Raw genomic sequence first — 16,440 nt, forward strand, 5'->3', positions numbered from 1 at the left:
ATGTCCCGTAACGCTCAGCTTTTCGAACGCGCCAGCCGCAGCATCCCCGGCGGCGTCAACTCGCCCGTGCGCGCCTTCCGCTCCGTGGGCGGCACGCCGCGCTTCATCAAGCGCGCGCAGGGCCCGTACGTCTGGGACGCCGAAGACAAGCAGTACATCGACTACGTCGGCTCCTGGGGCCCGGCCATCCTGGGCCACTCGCATCCCGAAGTGGTGCGCGCGGTGCAGGAAGCGGCCGTCAACGGCCTGTCGTTCGGCGCCCCCACCGAGGCCGAGATCGAACTGGCCGAAACGCTGATCGCGCGCCTGCCGTCGCTGGAACAGGTGCGCCTGGTCAGCTCCGGCACCGAGGCCACCATGACGGCCATCCGCCTGGCGCGCGGCGCCACCGGCCGCAACAAGATCGTCAAGTTCGAGGGCTGCTACCACGGCCACTCCGACAGCCTGCTGGTCAAGGCCGGCTCGGGCCTGCTGACCTTCGGCAACCCCAGCTCGGCCGGCGTGCCGCCCGAGTTCGTCTCGCACACGCTGACCCTGGAATACAACAACCTGGACGCGGTGCGCGAGGCCTTCGCCCAGCACGGCGCCGACATCGCCTGCATCATCGTCGAGCCGATCGCCGGCAACATGAACCTGATCAAGCCGGCCGCCGGCTTCCTGGAAGGGCTGCGCGAGGTCTGCACGCAGCACGGCGCGCTGCTGATCTTCGACGAGGTCATGACCGGTTTCCGCGTCGGCCCACAGGGCGTGCAGGGCCTGTCGGGCGTCAAGCCCGACCTAACCACGCTGGCCAAGGTGATCGGCGGCGGCATGCCGGTGGGCGCCTTCGGCGGCAGCGCCGAGATCATGAAACACATCGCGCCGCTGGGCGGCGTCTACCAGGCGGGCACGCTGTCGGGCAACCCGGTGGCCGTAGCCGCCGGCCTGGCCACGCTGCGCCTGATCGCCGCCCCCGGCTTCTACGACAAGCTGGCGGCGCAGACCGCCAAGCTGGCACAGGGCCTGCAGGAACGCGCCCGCGCCGCCGGCCTGCCGTTCTCGGCCGACTCGGTCGGCGGCATGTTCGGCCTTTACTTCAGCGACAAGGTGCCGGCCACGTTCGCCGAGGTCTCGGCCTGCGACACGGCGCGCTTCAACCGCTTCTTCCACGCCATGCTGGACCACGGCGTGCATTTCGCGCCGTCGGCCTTCGAAGCCGGCTTCGTCTCGGCCACCCACGACGACGCCGTCATCCAGGCCACGCTGGATATCGCCGAGAAAGTCTTCGCGACGATCTGAGCGCCGCGCGGGGCGGCCGCCAGACCGCTGACCCCGTCGCCCAAGTCCATGCGCCCTGGCGGCCCGAAAGCGGCTCCCAGGGCGTTTTTGCGTCTGCCCCTAGGGGGTCTTGTATTGCTGGTACAGCGCCGTGACGTTGCGCACGTACTGCTGGGTCTCGGCATAGGGCGGCACCGCGTCGTACTTGCGCACCGCGCCCTCGCCCGCGTTGTAGGCGGCCAGCGCCAGGTCCAGGCGGTTGGGGTACTGGTCGATCAGGCGGCGCAGCAGGCTCGAACCGGCCTTGACGTTGGTGGCCGGGTCCACCAGCGCCCGCTCGATGTCGTCCGCGACCAGCAGGGTCGCCGCCGTCGCCGGCATCAGCTGCATCAGGCCCAGCGCCCCCTTGGGCGAGCGCGCGTCGCTGCGAAAGCCCGATTCCACCGCGATGACCGCGGTCAGCAAGGCCCGGTCCACCCCTGAGTCCCTGGCCGCCTGCGCGATCAGTTCGTCATGCGCGGTGGACGGCGGCGCCGAGCCCCAGCGCGCGGCGCGGTCGCCCAGGGTCAGCAGGCTGGCGCCGTCACCCGCGCGCGGCTCGCAATCCAGGCAGACCTTGATGCGCGAGCCGCGCAGCGCGGTGCGGACCTGGGCGCGCTTGTAATACTTGGCGTAGCCGTTGGGCACCTTCATGGCGCGCCAGACGCCGAACGGGTCTTTGTAACGGTAGACCTCGGTGGCCCGCGCGGCGTCCGTGGGCAGCAGCGCGCCGGCGGCCAGCATCGCCGCCACCGCCAGGCCGGCCAGGAGCGTCCGCGCGGCGCGCGGCCGGGCGGGCGGATGGGAAAGGAGTCGGAACATGGGAAAGGCGCTCCGGCGCGTCCAGGGACGGGGAATCGAACGCCTATGCTGAGCCGGCGCGCCGGCTTTGTCGCTCGTGCCTATGCCCTAGTACCCGGCCCGGCGGGACGCCATCGGTGCCCCGGTCCATTGCCGCCCGCGTGGCCTGGCAGATGTGTCGCTGTAATAAGGGTCTGATCTAGGTCTGATCTACATCTTTTATCTCCATCCTCCCCGTACTACTACGCAGTAGCTCGGGGTTCCTGGGTTAACATATGTCGCAATATTTCGTTTAATTACTAAATGAATGGAACCCGGCGCCAACTGCCGGGCGGGAGGCGGAGATGGGCGCAGACAACACGCTCCAGCTGGTGCTGGATGCCACTACCAACGTCCTGACGGCGATTTACTCGCCGCCACCTGCGCCGCAGACCGATGCCGCCCCGGTCGACGCTGCGGCCGACGGCGCCCCGCCGGCCGATTCCCCGCAGGCCGAAGCCCCCGCCACGCCGGCCGCCGACCTGCCCAGCTGGGACAGCCTCGCCGCCATGGCCACCGCCCAGGGCTGGTCGACCGAGGCGCTGGACAACCACGCCGTCATCGCCTTCATCGACCTGTGCCGCCAGGCCACCGAGCCCGTGCAGGTGCCGGTAGGCAAGCTGATCGACGGCTCGTTCGACCTGGAAGTGGACGCCGCCTGCATGTCGGCCCTGGTCACCCTGCATCCGCCCAAGGGCGGCAAGCCGGTGAGCCTGCCCGTGCTGCGCCAGGCCATCGCCGACCAGGGCATCGTCCACGGCGTGTTGGAAAAGGAACTGGCCGAGGCCCTCGAACGCGGCGGCGCGCAGACCGTGCTGATCGCGCAGGGCACGCCGCCCACGCGCGGCACCCCCACCCGTTTCGAAAGCCTGCTGGACCGCCTGAAGCCGCGCGCCCAGGAAATCGACGAACTGGCGCAGATCGACTACCGCGACCTGGGCAGCCTGCTGCTGGTGACGCCCGGCATGCCGCTGATGCGCCGCATCCCGCCGCTGCCCGGCATCGACGGTTGCAACGTGCTGGGCCAGCCGGTGCTGCCCGATGAACTGCCGGACACGCCGTTCAACGCCGAGATGTCCGGCGTCGAGATCGACCCGGAAGACCCCAACCTGCTGCGCGCCGCCATCGCCGGCTCGCCCAAGCTGATCCACCAGGGCGCGCAGGTCAATCCGGTGGTCGAGGTCGACGCGGTCGACCTGTCCACCGGCAACATCAACTTCCAGGGCTCGCTGCAGGTGCGCGGCGACATCAGCGCCACCATGGAAGTGCGCGTGACCGGCGACGTGGTCGTCAACGGCACCATGGAAGCCGCGCTGGTCGAGGCCGGCGGCAACGTCACGGTCAAGGGCGGCATCATCGGCATGGCCGAGGCGATGCAGGACAGCGCCAGCGACGCCGCCGCGCGCACCGCCCACATCGTCTGTGGCGGCGAAGTGCGGGCCCGCTTCATCGCCAACGCCATCATCAGCGCCGGGCAGAACGTGGAAGTGGAACGCGAGATCCGCCAGAGCAGCATCGCGGCGGGCGGCAGCGTCAACGTCGGCGCGCCCAACACCCAGCAGACCGCCATCACCGGCGGCCAGACCCGCGCCCTGCAATCGGTGCGCGCCGGCACCATCGGTTCGCCGGCCGGCGTGCCCACGCTGGTGCAGGCCGGGCTCGATCCGCATGCCGACATCAAGCGTTCGGCGCTGACGCGCAAGCGCCTGAAGATGAACGAGGAAAAGGCCAAGCTGGAACAACTGCTGCTGTTCCTGCACGCCAACCCCGGCCGGGCCGCTGGCGACGTGGTCGAGCGCGCCCGCAACACCCACACCAAGCTGGGCCGCGACCTGATCGAGCTGGACGAGGAAGAGGCCCAGCTGATCCGCGACCTGCAACCGCTGCACAACGCCACCATCATCGCGGCGCGGCGCTTCTGCGGCGGCACCAAGATCCAGGTGGGCAACCGGATGCAGGAGTTCCTGGAAGACCAGGTGGGCGGCAAGGCCGGCCTGGAAGAAGGCGAGATCGTCATCCGCTGAGCCGGCGCCACGGGGGGCCAACGCGCCCCCTTGCCCAGGCATCACGCCCCGCGCCGCCATCACGCCGCGATGCCGGGCCTGCCCGGCCATCCGGAAGATCCGCGGCCGCCCCGGCCGGCGACCCGCCTCAGGGCGCCAGCTGCTTGAACCAGGCGCGCGGCGAAATGCCGCGGTCCGGCCCCAGGATCGAGAATCCGCCGTCCACCGGGATATCCACGCCCGTCATCCATGACGCCGCGTCCGAGCAGGCGAAGCACACCGCCGCGGCGATCTCCTCGCCCGAGCCGACCCGGCCCAGCGGATGGAAGTGCGCGCCCACCGCATCGGCGGCCTCGCGCGAGCCGCCCGCCAGCTGCTCCACCGACGGCGACCAGGTCCAGGCCGGCGACACCGCCAGCACGCGGATGCCGGCCGGCGCCAGTTCCACCGCGAAGTTCTTGGTGATCTGCAGCAAGGCGGCCTTGGAGGCCGGATACAGCGCGCGTCCGGCCGCGCCGAACTTGCCGCCGGTGCTGCCCAGGTTGACCACCACGCCGCCGCGCGGCAGCAGCGGCGCCGCCATCTGCGTGAAGATCGCGGCCGACACCAGGTTGGTATCGAGCGTGCCGTGCCATTCCTCGCGGCTCGAGGCCAGCCCGCGGTCGTTGTACTGGCAGGCGTTGTTCACCAGGATGTCGACCCGTCCGAAGCGCGCCTGCGCGGCGTCCAGGCATTGCCGGATCTGGTCGTCCTGGCCGATGTCGGTTTCCTGGAACAGCGCCGCGGCGCCGATGGCGTCGGCCAGCGCCTGGCCCGCCGCGGCATTGCGTCCCACCAGCACCACATTGGCGCCGGCCGCGGCCAGGCCGCGCGCGATGTCTGCGCCCAGCCCCTGGGTACTGCCGGTGACGATGGCGGTCTTGCCGGCCAAGCCGGGAAAGCCTGAGAAATCCATGAACTGTCCTTGATCAATGAGGCGCGGCGGCCCAGTGCATGGCCTGCGCCACCGAGCCGGTCTGCGCGATCAGCCGCATGCTGGCCAGCGAGGCGTCGTGCACCGCCGGGTCCGCCGAGGCGCACGCGTCTTCGGCCACCATGACATTGAAACCGATATCGGCGGCGTGCCGCACGGTGCCCTCGACCACCGAATGCGTCGCCACGCCCGCCACCACCAGCCGGCGCGCGCCCAGCAGCCGCAGCGTCTCTTCCAGCGGCGTGCCGTAGAAGGCGCTGATGCGGGTGTGCTTGACGACGAACTCGCGCGGACTGCCGGCCAGCGGTTGCAGGCCTTCGTAGAAGGCGCTGCCCCACTGCCCCTCGGCCACGGCGCCGATGCTGGCGACGTTGCGGAAGATGTCGCAGTTGGGCAGCAGGTCGGCATAGTCCGGGCGGAAGGCGATGCGCACGTGCACGATCGGCAGGCCGTGGCCGCGGGCGCCGTCGAGCAGCGCCGCCGCGCCGTGCAGCAGGCGCTGGCGCACCGCGCCGTCGGCGTCCAGCCCGACGCGGATCTTGCCCTCGGGATGCAGCACGTCGTTCTGGTAGTGCAGCGCCAGCACCGCGGCGTCGGGCGCGTTCACACGAACACCTCGAACACATCGTGGGCGTCGTCGCAGTTCACCAGGTCCACGCGCTTCATGCGGATGCGCCAGCCGTCGCCGTCGGCCGCCAGCTTGTGGGTGTAGCGGCCGGCCAGCTGGCGCGGCTGGCGCTTGCGCCATTCGGTCATCTGGAACGCCGAGTGCACCACCAGGTTGCCGCTGGCGTCCACGCCCTCGACCTGCACCCCGCCCACCAGCCGCACGCTGCGCGTGGGCGGCTGCTGCGACCAGTTGCGCGGGTGTTCCAGCCGGCGGATGCGCACGTCGCGCAGCATGCGGTCTTCCCAGAACAGCGAGATATGGTCGTAGGGGCTGGCCTGGCCCGGCTCGCGCGGCATCCAGTACATGCCGTCATCGGTCCACAGCGACTGCCAGTCGTCGTAGCGGCGCTCGTCCAGCAGCCGCGCCTCGCGGTACAGGAACTGGGCGATGCGGTGGTAGGCCTCGGCCGGCACGTCGGCCGGCGCCAGGTTGGCGGTGGATACGTCGAATTCCAGGTCTAGCAGCATGCGCCTTCTCCTTGGCCGTGGGCGGGCGCCACGGGGCCGGCCTCCATGTAGTGCTTCCAGGCGCGGAACTGGTTGCGCATCGGCAGCTCGCTAGTGCCGTTGACCGACACCATGCCGTCGGCATCGCTGCGGTCGGTGCCGTGGTAGCGGTGCATGCTGACCCATTCGCCGCCACGGGTGGCGTTGCCTTCCTGGCAGCGGTTGTAGAGCTCGATGTCGTCCGGCATGACGTTGGACGACGGCGAATTGATCACGTTGGCGTACAGCATGGCGCGCTTGAACACGCCGTCCGGCGCGCCCTTGCAGCGGAACGTCTGGATCTCGATCAGGGTGCGGTCGACGGCGATCGGGCGGATCACGCGGAACTGCTGGAACACGGTGTGGGGCGAGCCGCTGCCGTAGATGACGGTGTTGTGGCGGTTCATGCCGAGGATCTCGCGGGCGCGGTCGGCGCCGTAGGCCGTGGTCAGCGCCTCGAAGTGGGCGCGCGACACCGGGTCGCGCTCGGCCGCGCCGGGGTTGAAGATGCCTTCCATGTAGCCGTGGCCGTTGTCGTAGGCGCGCAGCTCCAGCTTTTCCCAGAACTCGTAGGGCTCGCCGTTGCCGTCCATGATGTGCAGCTCGAACGGCATCTCGCCGATTTCCTTGGCCTCGTCGCGGGCGGCGGCAAAGGACGATTCGTGCGTCACGCGGGCATGCATGGTGTCGTGCAGGTTCTCGTAGAACACCTTCCAGTTCGAACGTTGCATCACGCGGAAGATGCCGCCGGCCACTTCCACCTCGCCCACCGGCGAACGGTCGCACAGGTTGTCGATCGACGAGCGCACGCCGCCCAGGAATTCCTCCAGGCCCTGGCCGTCGCGGGCCTGGCTGGCGAAGACGAAGCCGCGGTAGCTTTCCACGCGCGGCAGGCGGCGCATGGAGAAGCTGGGATCGGTGGGATCGTAGGAGGTGCCTTCCAGCCCCTGCTTGAGCGGCACGCCGAGATGGCTGCCGTCGAGCTTGAAGGTCCAGGCGTGGTACGGGCAACGGAAGAACTTGCCGACGCAGCCGTCGCCGTCCGCCACCACCTTGGCACCCTTGTGCGGGCAGCGGTTGTACAGCACGTGCACGCGGCCGTCGCTGGCGCGCACCATCAGCACGTCCTGGTCGCCCAGGCGCGTGGTGTGATAGTCGCCGGTCTTGGGCACCTGGCTTTCGTGGCCGACGTAGACCCAGGCGCGGCCGTAGATGCGCTGCATCTCCAGCTCGAAGATCGCCGGGTCGGTGTACAGGGCGCGGTGCACGCTGTCGCCGCGCACCATCTGGCCCAATTGTTGATCGCTATACGGCATGGCGGTCTCCTACTTGTTCTCGCTGTCTTTCCAGCGCGCCATCAGGGTGTTGGAAGGCAGGGTCTCGTCCAGCAGCTTCTGCGCGGTCTCGCGCCCGGCCACCGGCAGGCCCTTGGGATCGAGCACGCCGATCTGCACCAACACGCTGGCCTGGTCCCAATAGATATGTTCGTGGCAGAGCTTGTCGCCGCGGAACTTGACGATGGCCACCAGCGGAATCTCGACGTACTTGCCGGTCGGCGCGACGCCAGGCAGCAGCCAGTCGATCTCGGTGGTGTGGGTGAAGCAGAACAGCAGCTCGTCGACGATCTGCGTCGCGCCCACCGTGCGCGACAGCGGCACCAGCTTGGTGTCGGGCGGGTTGCTGTTGACGAAGTGGTGCTGGTAGAAGCGCGACAGCTCGCGATAGCCGACCCCGCCCGTCATGGTGGGAATGTGGTTGACGTAGGGCTCGGCCACCATGGTGGCCATGGTCGCGGCCACGTCGCGAGTGCCGAATTCGTATTCGCAGTGCTTGTCCCACAGATACGAATAATCGAACTGCGGGCCGATCACGCGTTGCAGCGCGGCCATGCTGCGCTGGTGCGCCATCAGCGCCGACGGCTTGTCGTAGTGCGCGCCGCCGGTGCGGGCAAAGGCGTGGTCCATGCCGGGATAGACGTACAGCTCGACGTTGGCCTTGCCGCCCAGCGCTTCCAGGATGCGCTGGCGCGCCGGCGGCGGACAGAAGCCGTCCTGCTCGGCGATGTGCAGCACCAGCCGGCCGCGCAGGTTGGCGGCCTCTTCCAGGCTGTCCTCGATGCCCACGCCGTAGTAGCCGATGGCCACGTCGGCATCCGTGCGGCAGGCGGCCAGGTAGGCCAGCTTGCCGCCCAGGCAATAGCCCAGCACGCCGGCGCCGCCCTGCTGCTCGGGCAGCGCGCGCAGCGCGGCCAGGGTCGAGGCGATGTCCTTGACGCCCTGCTCGACGTCGAAGCGCTGGTACAGCTCGAAGGCGCGCGGCATGTCGGCCGGGCCGTCGGTCAGCTGGATGCCGGGCTGCTGGCGCCAGAACAGGTCCGGCGCCAGCACCACGTAGCCTTCCTCGGCCAGCGACTGCGCGGTGCGGCGCATGAAGTCGTTGATGCCGAAGATTTCCTGGCACAGCACCAGCCCGGGTCCGTGGCCCGAGGCGGGCACGGCCAGGTAAGCGCTGAATGATTTGCCGTCGTGCGAGGCGATGGTCACCTCGCGCGTCGTGATGGTTGCGGTCATGCGTCTCTCCTTGATGCGTGCGTCGCCATGCCTACTTCATCTGGCAGGCGGCGGCGAAAGGGTCGTGGTACTGCGTCAGCACCGTGCCCGACAGCTTGTTGGCCAGCTTGCCGTCCGCGCCCTTGACGATGGTGCGCAGGTAGTAGTTCTGGATCGGGTACTGGTTGCGATTGAAGGTGAAGTCGCCGCGCACCGACTTGAAATCGGCGCGGCGCAGGGCCGGACGCAGCGCGTCGGCGCCCAGCTTGCCGCCGGTCTGCCTGACCGCGCTGTCCAGCAGCATGGCGGCGTCGTAGCCCTGCGAGGCGTACAGCGTGGGGGTGCGGTTGTAGGTCTTCCTGAAGTCCTCGACGAACTTGCGGTTGGCGGCGTTGTCCAGGTCGGCGGCCCATTGCGACGAGTTGTGCAGGCCCTCGATCGGCGCCCCCACCGCGGCGATGGTGTCCTCGTCGCCCGAGAAGCCCGGCGCCAGCAGCGCGATCTCCTTGCCCAGGCCGGCGCCGTTGAACTGCTTGATGAAATTCACGCCCATGCCGCCGGGCAGGAAGAAGAACACGGCGTCCGGCTTGCTGGCGCGCAGCCGCGTGATCTCGACGCCATAGTCGAGCTGGCCCAGCTGGGTGTAGATCTCTTCCGACAAGCCGCCCTTGTACAGGCGCTTGAAGCCGTTGAGCGATTCGCGTCCGCCCGGATAGTCCGGCGCGATCAGCGCCACCCGCTTGAAGCCCTGGTCGGCGGCGTACTTGCCCATGGCCGCGGGGATGTCCTCGTTCTGCCAGGCGACCGCGAAGAAATTCGGATTGCAGCCGGCGCCGGCATAGTTTTCGGGGCCGGTATTGGTGCTCAGGTAGATCGTGCCCGACTGCAGGATGGCCGGCATCACCGGCAGCAGCACGTTGGAAAACACGATGCCCGTCATGACGTCGACCTTGTCGCGCTTGAGCAGGCGCTCGACCGCCTGGCGTCCGGCATCGGCCTTCTGCTGGTCATCGGCCACCACCACCTCGGCCGGCAGGCCGCCCAGCTTGCCGCCGGTATGCTGCAGCGCGAGATTGAAGCCGTCGCGGATCTCGTTGCCCAGCGCGGCGCCCGGCCCCGACAGCGTGGTCAATAGGCCGACCTTGATCTTGTCCGCGGCCGATGCGCCGGCCGCGGCCGTCATACAGGCCACCGAAACCAGCGTCGCCAGCGCGCGCCGGCCCCATCGCTTTCCATTCATGAGCCACCCCGTTTCGTGTCCGCCGGCGCCGCCGGCGCGATGCTGACAGAATCCGTCTGCCGTCGGTACACCCAGCCACCGATGAAAACTGCCAGCTTACGCGCCACGGCGCCGCCTTCCAACAACCCCCAGCTTAGGGCGGCCGGGCGCGCGGCTCTATCCGAATCGGCCCACGCCTATCCGGGATTCACTTAATTCCCAACGCTTGACGATTGCATTACGCTCGATGGCGATACGGGAGCGTTCCCGTCCCGGAGGCATCCATGCACGGCTGGTCCCGCATCGAGCTGGCGCCATTGCTCAAACGACGCGTCTTCAGTTCCACCCAGCCGGCCGAAACCCGCGAGCGCGTCTCCGAAGCGCTCAAGGACCACCGCCTGACCTGGAAGGGCGGCCGCGTCGACGCCGAGCTGAACCGCGCCCGCTTCGGCACCCTGAGCGTCTGTACGCTGCGCTACGGCGCCGAAGTCCACATCGAACCCGACCGCCTGCAGGACTTCATGCTGGTGCAGGTGCCGCTACGCGGCCGCGCCCGCATCGAATGCGGCACCGACTGCGTCGACGCCCACCCCGACTGCGCCGCCGTCATCGCCCCCAACCGCGCCCTGAAGCTGCACTGGGAAGCCGGCTGCGAGCAACTGCTGCTGAAGATCCCGCGCGGCAAGCTCGAGGCCATCGGCCACCGCATCTTCGGCGACGCCGCCGCCCGCCCCCTGGACTTCAGCCCCGCCCTGCGCCTGGACACCCCCGTCGGCGCCGCCTGGCGCAGCATGATGACCAGCCTGATCCACCTGCTGCCCACCCTGGACGACGGCGCCCCCCGCCCACCCGCCGCCTGGCTGGAACACCTGGAAGACACGCTGCTTCTGCACCTGCTCTACAACCAGCCCAACACCTGGCAACGCCACGCCGGCCTGGCCCCCGCCCTGCCCCGCCGCATCACCCAGGCCGAAGCCTACATGCGCGCCCACCTGTCGGCCCCCCTGACCCTCACCGACATCGCCCGCGGCGCCGGCGCCAGCCCCAGCGCGCTGACGCGCCTGTTCCAACAACACCGCGAAACCACCCCCATGCAGGCGCTACGCGTCCTGCGCCTGGACGCCGCCCGCGAAAAGCTGCAACAAGGCGCCTGCGAAAGCGTGACCGAGGTCGCCGTCTCCGTAGGCATCAGCCACCTGGGCCGCTTCTCCGAGTACTACCGCGACCGCTTCGGCGAACTCCCCCGAGAAACGTTCCAGTCCGCCAAATAGATAGACCGGACAATTCTGGCGCCATGCGCCAACCCCCGCAGCCACAGGCCCATAACCACTAAAGTAGTTGAACCCACACATACGTGATAACGCAACCACCGCCAGCGCGCAGCGTCATCCGCCCCCGCAAGACCCCAAGTAAGCTTCAAAAGGCCGCCCGCGCGGCCGCCTTGAAGCGGCCCCCGCAAACCGCTCTGAACCAGAATCACCGCCGGCAAGAACGCCAAGAACCCCACCCGCCCCGGCATCCGCCATTAATTCTCATCGTGAGCGGGTGACGGGGCAGGTGGGGGATGGCGGGGCGTGTAGATGCGCCCGAGGGAATCTGAAGGAACAGCCGAAGGCTGTGACGAAGATGAGGAAGGGGCAGTCCGGAGCGAAGGCTCCGGACCGCAATCGTAGCCCCGCCATCCCCCGCCTGCCCCGTCACCCGCGGCTCAAGAACCCAACCCAGCGCATCAACACGCCAGGCCGGCCCCCATTCAAGCCGGCACCACCGCCGTAACTTCAATCTCCACCTTCGCCCGATCCTCCACCAGATCCGCCACCTCCACCGCCGTCATCGCCGGAAAATGCCTTCCGATCAACTCCCGGTAATGCTTCCCGATCTCCGGATAAGCCGCCACATACGCATCCTTGTCCGTCACATACCACGTCATCCGAACGATATGCTCCGGCCTGGCCCCACCCTCGGCAAGAATCGCCACGATGTTCGCCAACGTCTGCCGCACCTGATCGGCCAGGTCATCCGACTCGAACTGCTGCTGCCCGTTCCAGCCCACCTGCCCGCCCACGAACACCAGCTTGCTCCCCACCGTCATCTCGGTCAGGATCCCATTCGAATAGCCCCGCGGCGCCATCCAATCCGGCGGTTGCAGAATCTTCATAACGTCTCATCCTATTATCAAAAAACAAACACCAGGGCGACCACCGCCGAACTCACTCGGCGGCGACCAGATAATCCTGCATGCGCTCGCGCAGATCCGCCGGCAGCGGCATCGACTTCATCGTCCGCAGATCCACCGTCACGATCGTCAACGTCGCCGACAAGCGCAATTGCCCGTCCGGGCCTTCGAACCGCACCAGCGCCTTGAACGACGCGCCGCCAATGCGCTGCACCTGCAGCGTCTGCCGCAGCTTCTCGTGCCAGCGGCTCGGCGCGCTGAAGTCGCACGTCACCGACGCCATCGGCGTGCCGATGTGGCGATCCACGTGCAGCGCGTGGAATGGCAACCCCATGCCCTTGTCGAACCACTCCTCGACAAAGTCATTGATCATCTCGAAATAGCGAGGATAGAAAACGATGCCCGCCGGGTCGCAATGACGGAAGCGGACTTCAACCTGGCTGACGAATGGAGCTGCCATGGAATTTCCTTGATGCAAAATCAGGCCATCTTGCGCAGCGCGAAACGCTGCAGCTTGCCCGTCTCGGTGCGCGGCAGCGCGGCGACGAACTCGATGGCGCGGGGATACTTGTAGGGCGCGATGTTGGCCTTGACGAACTGCTGCATCGCGGCCACCAGCGCCTCGCTCGGCTCGAAGCCTGGCTTGAGCACCACGAAGGCCTTGACCAGCTGGCCGCGCTCGTCATCGGGCGCGCCGACCACGCCGCACTCGGCCACCGCCTCGTGGCGCAGCAGCGCGTCCTCGACCTCCGGGCCGGCGATGTTGTAGCCGGCCGAGACGATCATGTCGTCGTTGCGCGCCTGGTAGAACAGATAGCCGTCGTCGTCCTGCATGAACGTGTCGCCGGGCAGGTTCCAGCCCTTCTGCACGAAACGCAGCTGGCGCTCGTCGGCCAGGTAGCGGCAGCCCGTCGGACCCTTGATGGCCAGGCGGCCCACCGTGCCATTGGGCACCGGATTCATGTCGTCATCGACGATCTGCGCGATATAGCCCGGCACCACGCGGCCGATGGCGCCGCGGCGCACCGACTCGGGCGGGCTGGAGACGAACACGTGGATCATCTCCGTGCCGCCGATGCCGTCGATCATCTCGATGCCGCTGGCTTCCTTCCACAGCTGGCGCGTCGCGTCGGGCAGCGCCTCGCCGGCCGACACGCTCTTCTTGAGCGAGGACAGGTCGAACTTGCCCACCAGCGCCGCCATCTGGCGGTAGAACGTGGGCGCCGTGAAGACGATGGTGGCGCGGAAGTCCTGGATCAGCTGCAACAGGCTTTCCGGCGTCAGGCGCTCGGCCAGCACGGTGCTGGCGCCGACCCGCAGCGGGAAGCACAGCAGGCCGCCCAGGCCGAAGGTGAACGCCAGCGGCGGCGTGCCGCAGAAGATGTCGTCCGGGCCCGGCTTGATGACGTGCTTGGGGAACAGGTCGCACATCGCCAGCACGTCGCGATGGAAGTGCATGCAGCCCTTGGGCGCGCCGGTGGTGCCGCTGGTGAAGGCGATCAGGCAGACGTCGTCGGCCGCGGTGTCGCAGGCGGTGAAGTCATCCGGCTTGCCCGCGGCCAACGCATCCAGTGCATCGGGCGCGGTGTCATTGAAATACATGATCTGCGCCAGGCCCGGGCAATGATGCTCGTGGTCCGGCTGGGCGCAGAACCGCGCCTCGTCCTTCAGGCGCACGTCGCACAGCACCGCCTGGATCTGCGCCTTGTCGATGATCTGCTTGAGTTCCTTGGCGCGCAGCAGCGGCATGGTCGGCACCGTCACCAGGCCGGCCTTGATGGCGGCCAGCCACGAGGCGGCCATCATCGGGTTGTTGGGGCCGCGCAGCAGCAGGCGGTTGCCCGGCACCAGCTTCATGTCCTCGACCAGCACGCGGGCGATGCGGTTGGTCAGCGCGGCCAGTTCGCGGTAGGTCATGGCGGCCGGCTTGCCGTCCTGCGCCCAGCGCAGCGCGACGCGCTCGCCGTGGCCGCGCTCGACCATCGCGTCCACCAGCTCCACCGCGCAATTGAAGCGCTTGGGATAGGCCACGTCGGGGCCGTCCAGCAGGAATTCTGGCCATTGTTCGCCCGGGGGCAGATTGTCCCGGGTGAAGGTGTCGATGTGGGCGGATACTTCCATGGAATTCCCCTTGCTGCTGCGGTGTGGTTGACTGTGCCGAAAGCGGAAGCTCGATGGCTTCTTCAGGCTTTCAGCAGTTCGCGGGCGATGATCAACTTCTGCACTTCGGTGGCGCCTTCGTAGATACGCAGCGCTCTGATTTCCCTGTAAAGCTTCTCCACCGGCATCCCCGACACCACGCCCGCGCCGCCGAACATCTGCAGCGCGCGGTCGATCACGCTCTGCGCCGATTCGGTGGCCGTCATCTTGGCCATGGCCGCCTCGCGCGTGGTGCGTTGTTTCAGCACGTCGCGCATCCACGCGGCGCGGTAGGTCAGCAGCGCCGAGGCGTCGATGGCCGTGGCCATGTCGCCCAGCGCGGCCTGCGTCAGTTGCAGGTCGGCCAGCGTCTGGCCGAACATGCGGCGCGACTTGGCGCGCGCCAGGCCTTCGTCCAGCGCGCGGCGGGCAAAGCCCAGCGCGGCCGCGGCCACCGAGGCTCGGAAGATGTCCAGCGTCATCATGGCCAGCTTGAAGCCCTGCCCCGCCTCGCCCAGCCGCTGCGACACCGGGATGCGGCAGTTGTCGAAGGTGATGGTGGCCAGCGGATGCGGCGCGATCAGGTCGATGCGCTCGGCCACCTCGAAGCCCGGGGTGTCGGCATCCACCACGAAGGCGCTGATGCCGCGCGCGCCCGGCGCCTCGCCGGTGCGGGCGAACACGCAATAGAAGTCGGCGATGCCGCCGTTGGAAATCCAGGTCTTGGCGCCGTTGAGCACGTAATGGTCGCCGTCCAGCCGGGCCTCGCAGGCCAGCGCCGCCACGTCCGAGCCGGCGTCCGGCTCCGACAGCGCGAACGCGGCGATCGCCTCGCCGCTGGCCACGCGCGGCAGGTAGCGCTGGCGCAGCGCGTCCGAGCCCATCAGCGAGATCGCGCCGCTGCCCAGGCCCTGCATGGCGAAGGCGAAGTCCGCCAGGCCTTCGTGGCGCGCGAGGGTCTCGCGCAGGATGCAGACCGAACGCGAGTCGACCTCAGGCAGTGCGCCGCCCCAGGCGCCGCCGGGGCCGCCGGCGACCGCGTAGCGCAGCCAGCCGGCCTGGCCCATGGCCTTGACCAGCTTGCGGCAGGCGGCATCGGCGTCGTGATGGTCGACGTCGGCCAGGGCGCCTTCGCACCAGCCGTCGACCTCGTGCGCCAGCTTGCGGTGGGCGTCGTCGAAAAAGGGCCAGTCGAGCCAGCTTGCGTCACGCATCATCAGTTCCCCTCGAAGACGGGTTTTTGCTTGGCGACGAACGCCTCGTAGGCGCGGTGGAAATCGCGCGTCTGCATGCAGATGGCCTGGGCCTCGGCTTCGGCCTCGATGGCCTCGTCCACGCCCATGTTCCATTCCTGGTGCAGCAGCTTCTTGGTCACGCCGTGGGCGAAGGTCGGGCCCGCGGCCAGTTGCGCGGCCAGCTTGGCGGCGGCCTCCATCAGCGCGCCGGACTCGTGCAGCGCGTTGAAGAAGCCCCAGCTGGCGCCTTCGTCGGCCGTCATGGCGCGGCCGGTGTACAGCAATTCGGAGGCGCGGCCCTGGCCGATCATGCGCGGCAGCAGCGTGCAGGCGCCCATGTCGGCGCCCGCCAGGCCCACCCGCGTGAACAGGAAGGCGGTACGCGCGGCCGGCGTGCCCAGGCGCATGTCGGAGGCCAGCGCCACCATCGCGCCGGCGCCGGCGCAGACGCCGTCCACCGCCGCCAAGATGGGCTGCGGGCAGGCGCGCATGGCCTTGACCAGGTCGCCCGTCATGCGGGTGAAGTCCAGCAGCTCGGGCATGCTCATCTTGGTCAGCGGCCCGATGATTTCATGCACGTCGCCGCCTGAGCAGAAGTTGCCGCCGGCGCCGGCCACCACCACCACTTTGATGTCGGTCGCGTACACCAGCGCGCGGAACAGGTCGCGCAGCTCGGCATAGGAATCGAAGGTCAGCGGGTTCTTGCGCTCGGGGCGATTGAGCGTGATGGTCGCGACCTTGCCGTCGGCCGACACCTGCCACAGGAACGTGCGCGCCTGGTAGCCGGCCAAGGGGCGCTTGTGGTGCTTCATGGTGTGCTCTTCGGGCTGCGTGCTCATGCTGTCTCCATTCTTG

General features: G+C 68.7%; 15 protein-coding genes. 3 read left to right on the plus strand and 12 right to left on the minus strand.

Translation table 11 applies throughout. The annotated features are described in order from the left end of the window. Nucleotides 1–1,278: a glutamate-1-semialdehyde 2,1-aminomutase gene (gene hemL, locus AC1HFW_RS17785; RefSeq protein WP_006392726.1), complete on the plus strand. Its 1,278-nt coding sequence runs from the start codon at nt 1–3 to the stop codon at nt 1,276–1,278. A 99-nt stretch (nt 1,279–1,377) separates the two neighbouring features. Here the strand turns inward: hemL and AC1HFW_RS17790 are convergent, their stop codons facing one another. Beyond that, on the minus strand, nt 1,378–2,118 hold the full coding sequence (locus tag AC1HFW_RS17790) for a lytic transglycosylase domain-containing protein (protein ID WP_238892099.1): 741 nt from the start codon (nt 2,116–2,118) through the stop codon (nt 1,378–1,380). Nucleotides 2,119–2,441: 323 nt separating this feature from the next. Here AC1HFW_RS17790 and AC1HFW_RS17795 point away from each other — a divergent pair, with 323 nt between their 5' ends. Further along, the gene (locus AC1HFW_RS17795; protein WP_479284644.1) at nt 2,442–4,160 is read left to right on the plus strand and encodes a DUF342 domain-containing protein; all 1,719 of its coding nucleotides are present in this window, start codon (nt 2,442–2,444) and stop codon (nt 4,158–4,160) included. Between the two features lie 127 nt (nt 4,161–4,287). Here AC1HFW_RS17795 and AC1HFW_RS17800 read toward each other — a convergent pair whose 3' ends face one another. The 6 genes from AC1HFW_RS17800 to AC1HFW_RS17825 are packed head-to-tail and all read right to left on the minus strand — an operon-like array spanning nt 4,288 to nt 10,056. After that, nucleotides 4,288–5,094 carry an SDR family oxidoreductase gene (locus AC1HFW_RS17800; protein ID WP_479284646.1) on the minus strand — a complete coding sequence of 269 codons (807 nt, stop codon included), beginning with the start codon at nt 5,092–5,094 and terminating at the stop codon, nt 4,288–4,290. Between the two features lie 13 nt (nt 5,095–5,107). Next, nucleotides 5,108–5,719, minus strand: coding sequence for a cysteine hydrolase family protein (locus AC1HFW_RS17805; RefSeq protein WP_241070204.1), 612 nt, complete (start codon nt 5,717–5,719; stop codon nt 5,108–5,110). After that, nucleotides 5,716–6,249, minus strand: coding sequence for an aromatic-ring-hydroxylating dioxygenase subunit beta (locus AC1HFW_RS17810; RefSeq protein ID WP_006392721.1), 534 nt, complete (start codon nt 6,247–6,249; stop codon nt 5,716–5,718). Before AC1HFW_RS17810 ends, AC1HFW_RS17805 begins: the two co-directional genes overlap by 4 nt. Next, nucleotides 6,240–7,583 (minus strand): aromatic ring-hydroxylating dioxygenase subunit alpha, encoded by a 1,344-nt coding sequence (locus AC1HFW_RS17815; RefSeq protein ID WP_006392720.1) that lies wholly within the window; start codon nt 7,581–7,583, stop codon nt 6,240–6,242. Before AC1HFW_RS17815 ends, AC1HFW_RS17810 begins: the two co-directional genes overlap by 10 nt. Nucleotides 7,584–7,592: 9 nt before the next feature. Next, nucleotides 7,593–8,837, minus strand: coding sequence for a dienelactone hydrolase family protein (locus AC1HFW_RS17820; RefSeq protein ID WP_006392719.1), 1,245 nt, complete (start codon nt 8,835–8,837; stop codon nt 7,593–7,595). A gap of 31 nt (nt 8,838–8,868) precedes the next feature. Continuing rightward, nucleotides 8,869–10,056, minus strand: a complete 1,188-nt coding sequence (locus AC1HFW_RS17825) for an ABC transporter substrate-binding protein (protein ID WP_116522996.1) — start codon at nt 10,054–10,056, stop codon at nt 8,869–8,871. A 263-nt stretch (nt 10,057–10,319) separates the two neighbouring features. Here AC1HFW_RS17825 and AC1HFW_RS17830 point away from each other — a divergent pair, with 263 nt between their 5' ends. Further along, nucleotides 10,320–11,306 (plus strand): AraC family transcriptional regulator, encoded by a 987-nt coding sequence (locus tag AC1HFW_RS17830; protein WP_006392717.1) that lies wholly within the window; start codon nt 10,320–10,322, stop codon nt 11,304–11,306. A 482-nt stretch (nt 11,307–11,788) separates the two neighbouring features. Here AC1HFW_RS17830 and AC1HFW_RS17835 read toward each other — a convergent pair whose 3' ends face one another. From AC1HFW_RS17835 to AC1HFW_RS17855, 5 genes are all read right to left on the minus strand, one after another. Continuing rightward, nucleotides 11,789–12,193, minus strand: a complete 405-nt coding sequence (locus tag AC1HFW_RS17835; RefSeq protein ID WP_006388562.1) for a RidA family protein — start codon at nt 12,191–12,193, stop codon at nt 11,789–11,791. A gap of 52 nt (nt 12,194–12,245) precedes the next feature. Beyond that, complete coding sequence (locus tag AC1HFW_RS17840) at nt 12,246–12,671, minus strand: acyl-CoA thioesterase (protein ID WP_006392716.1); 426 nt, start codon at nt 12,669–12,671, stop codon at nt 12,246–12,248. A 20-nt stretch (nt 12,672–12,691) separates the two neighbouring features. Then, on the minus strand, nt 12,692–14,332 hold the full coding sequence (locus tag AC1HFW_RS17845) for an AMP-binding protein (RefSeq protein ID WP_061072535.1): 1,641 nt from the start codon (nt 14,330–14,332) through the stop codon (nt 12,692–12,694). A gap of 62 nt (nt 14,333–14,394) precedes the next feature. Further along, the gene (locus AC1HFW_RS17850; protein ID WP_479286522.1) at nt 14,395–15,564 is read right to left on the minus strand and encodes an acyl-CoA dehydrogenase family protein; all 1,170 of its coding nucleotides are present in this window, start codon (nt 15,562–15,564) and stop codon (nt 14,395–14,397) included. Between the two features lie 2 nt (nt 15,565–15,566). Then, entirely contained in the window at nt 15,567–16,424 is an 858-nt protein-coding gene (locus AC1HFW_RS17855; protein ID WP_479284649.1) for an enoyl-CoA hydratase family protein, read from the minus strand. Nucleotides 16,425–16,440 lie beyond the last annotated feature (16 nt).

It is taken from the genome of Achromobacter sp. ISS7, from assembly GCF_056523125.1.

Coding starts and splice junctions, on each gene's coding strand:
- hemL (WP_006392726.1), top strand. CDS start 1: ATGTCCCGTAACGCTCAGCTTTTCGAACGCGCCAGCCGCAGCATCCCC.
- AC1HFW_RS17790 (WP_238892099.1), bottom strand. CDS start 2,118: ATGTTCCGACTCCTTTCCCATCCGCCCGCCCGGCCGCGCGCCGCGCGG.
- AC1HFW_RS17795 (WP_479284644.1), top strand. CDS start 2,442: ATGGGCGCAGACAACACGCTCCAGCTGGTGCTGGATGCCACTACCAAC.
- AC1HFW_RS17800 (WP_479284646.1), bottom strand. CDS start 5,094: ATGGATTTCTCAGGCTTTCCCGGCTTGGCCGGCAAGACCGCCATCGTC.
- AC1HFW_RS17810 (WP_006392721.1), bottom strand. CDS start 6,249: ATGCTGCTAGACCTGGAATTCGACGTATCCACCGCCAACCTGGCGCCG.
- AC1HFW_RS17815 (WP_006392720.1), bottom strand. CDS start 7,583: ATGCCGTATAGCGATCAACAATTGGGCCAGATGGTGCGCGGCGACAGC.
- AC1HFW_RS17820 (WP_006392719.1), bottom strand. CDS start 8,837: ATGACCGCAACCATCACGACGCGCGAGGTGACCATCGCCTCGCACGAC.
- AC1HFW_RS17825 (WP_116522996.1), bottom strand. CDS start 10,056: ATGAATGGAAAGCGATGGGGCCGGCGCGCGCTGGCGACGCTGGTTTCG.
- AC1HFW_RS17830 (WP_006392717.1), top strand. CDS start 10,320: ATGCACGGCTGGTCCCGCATCGAGCTGGCGCCATTGCTCAAACGACGC.
- AC1HFW_RS17835 (WP_006388562.1), bottom strand. CDS start 12,193: ATGAAGATTCTGCAACCGCCGGATTGGATGGCGCCGCGGGGCTATTCG.
- AC1HFW_RS17840 (WP_006392716.1), bottom strand. CDS start 12,671: ATGGCAGCTCCATTCGTCAGCCAGGTTGAAGTCCGCTTCCGTCATTGC.
- AC1HFW_RS17845 (WP_061072535.1), bottom strand. CDS start 14,332: ATGGAAGTATCCGCCCACATCGACACCTTCACCCGGGACAATCTGCCC.
- AC1HFW_RS17850 (WP_479286522.1), bottom strand. CDS start 15,564: ATGCGTGACGCAAGCTGGCTCGACTGGCCCTTTTTCGACGACGCCCAC.
- AC1HFW_RS17855 (WP_479284649.1), bottom strand. CDS start 16,424: ATGAGCACGCAGCCCGAAGAGCACACCATGAAGCACCACAAGCGCCCC.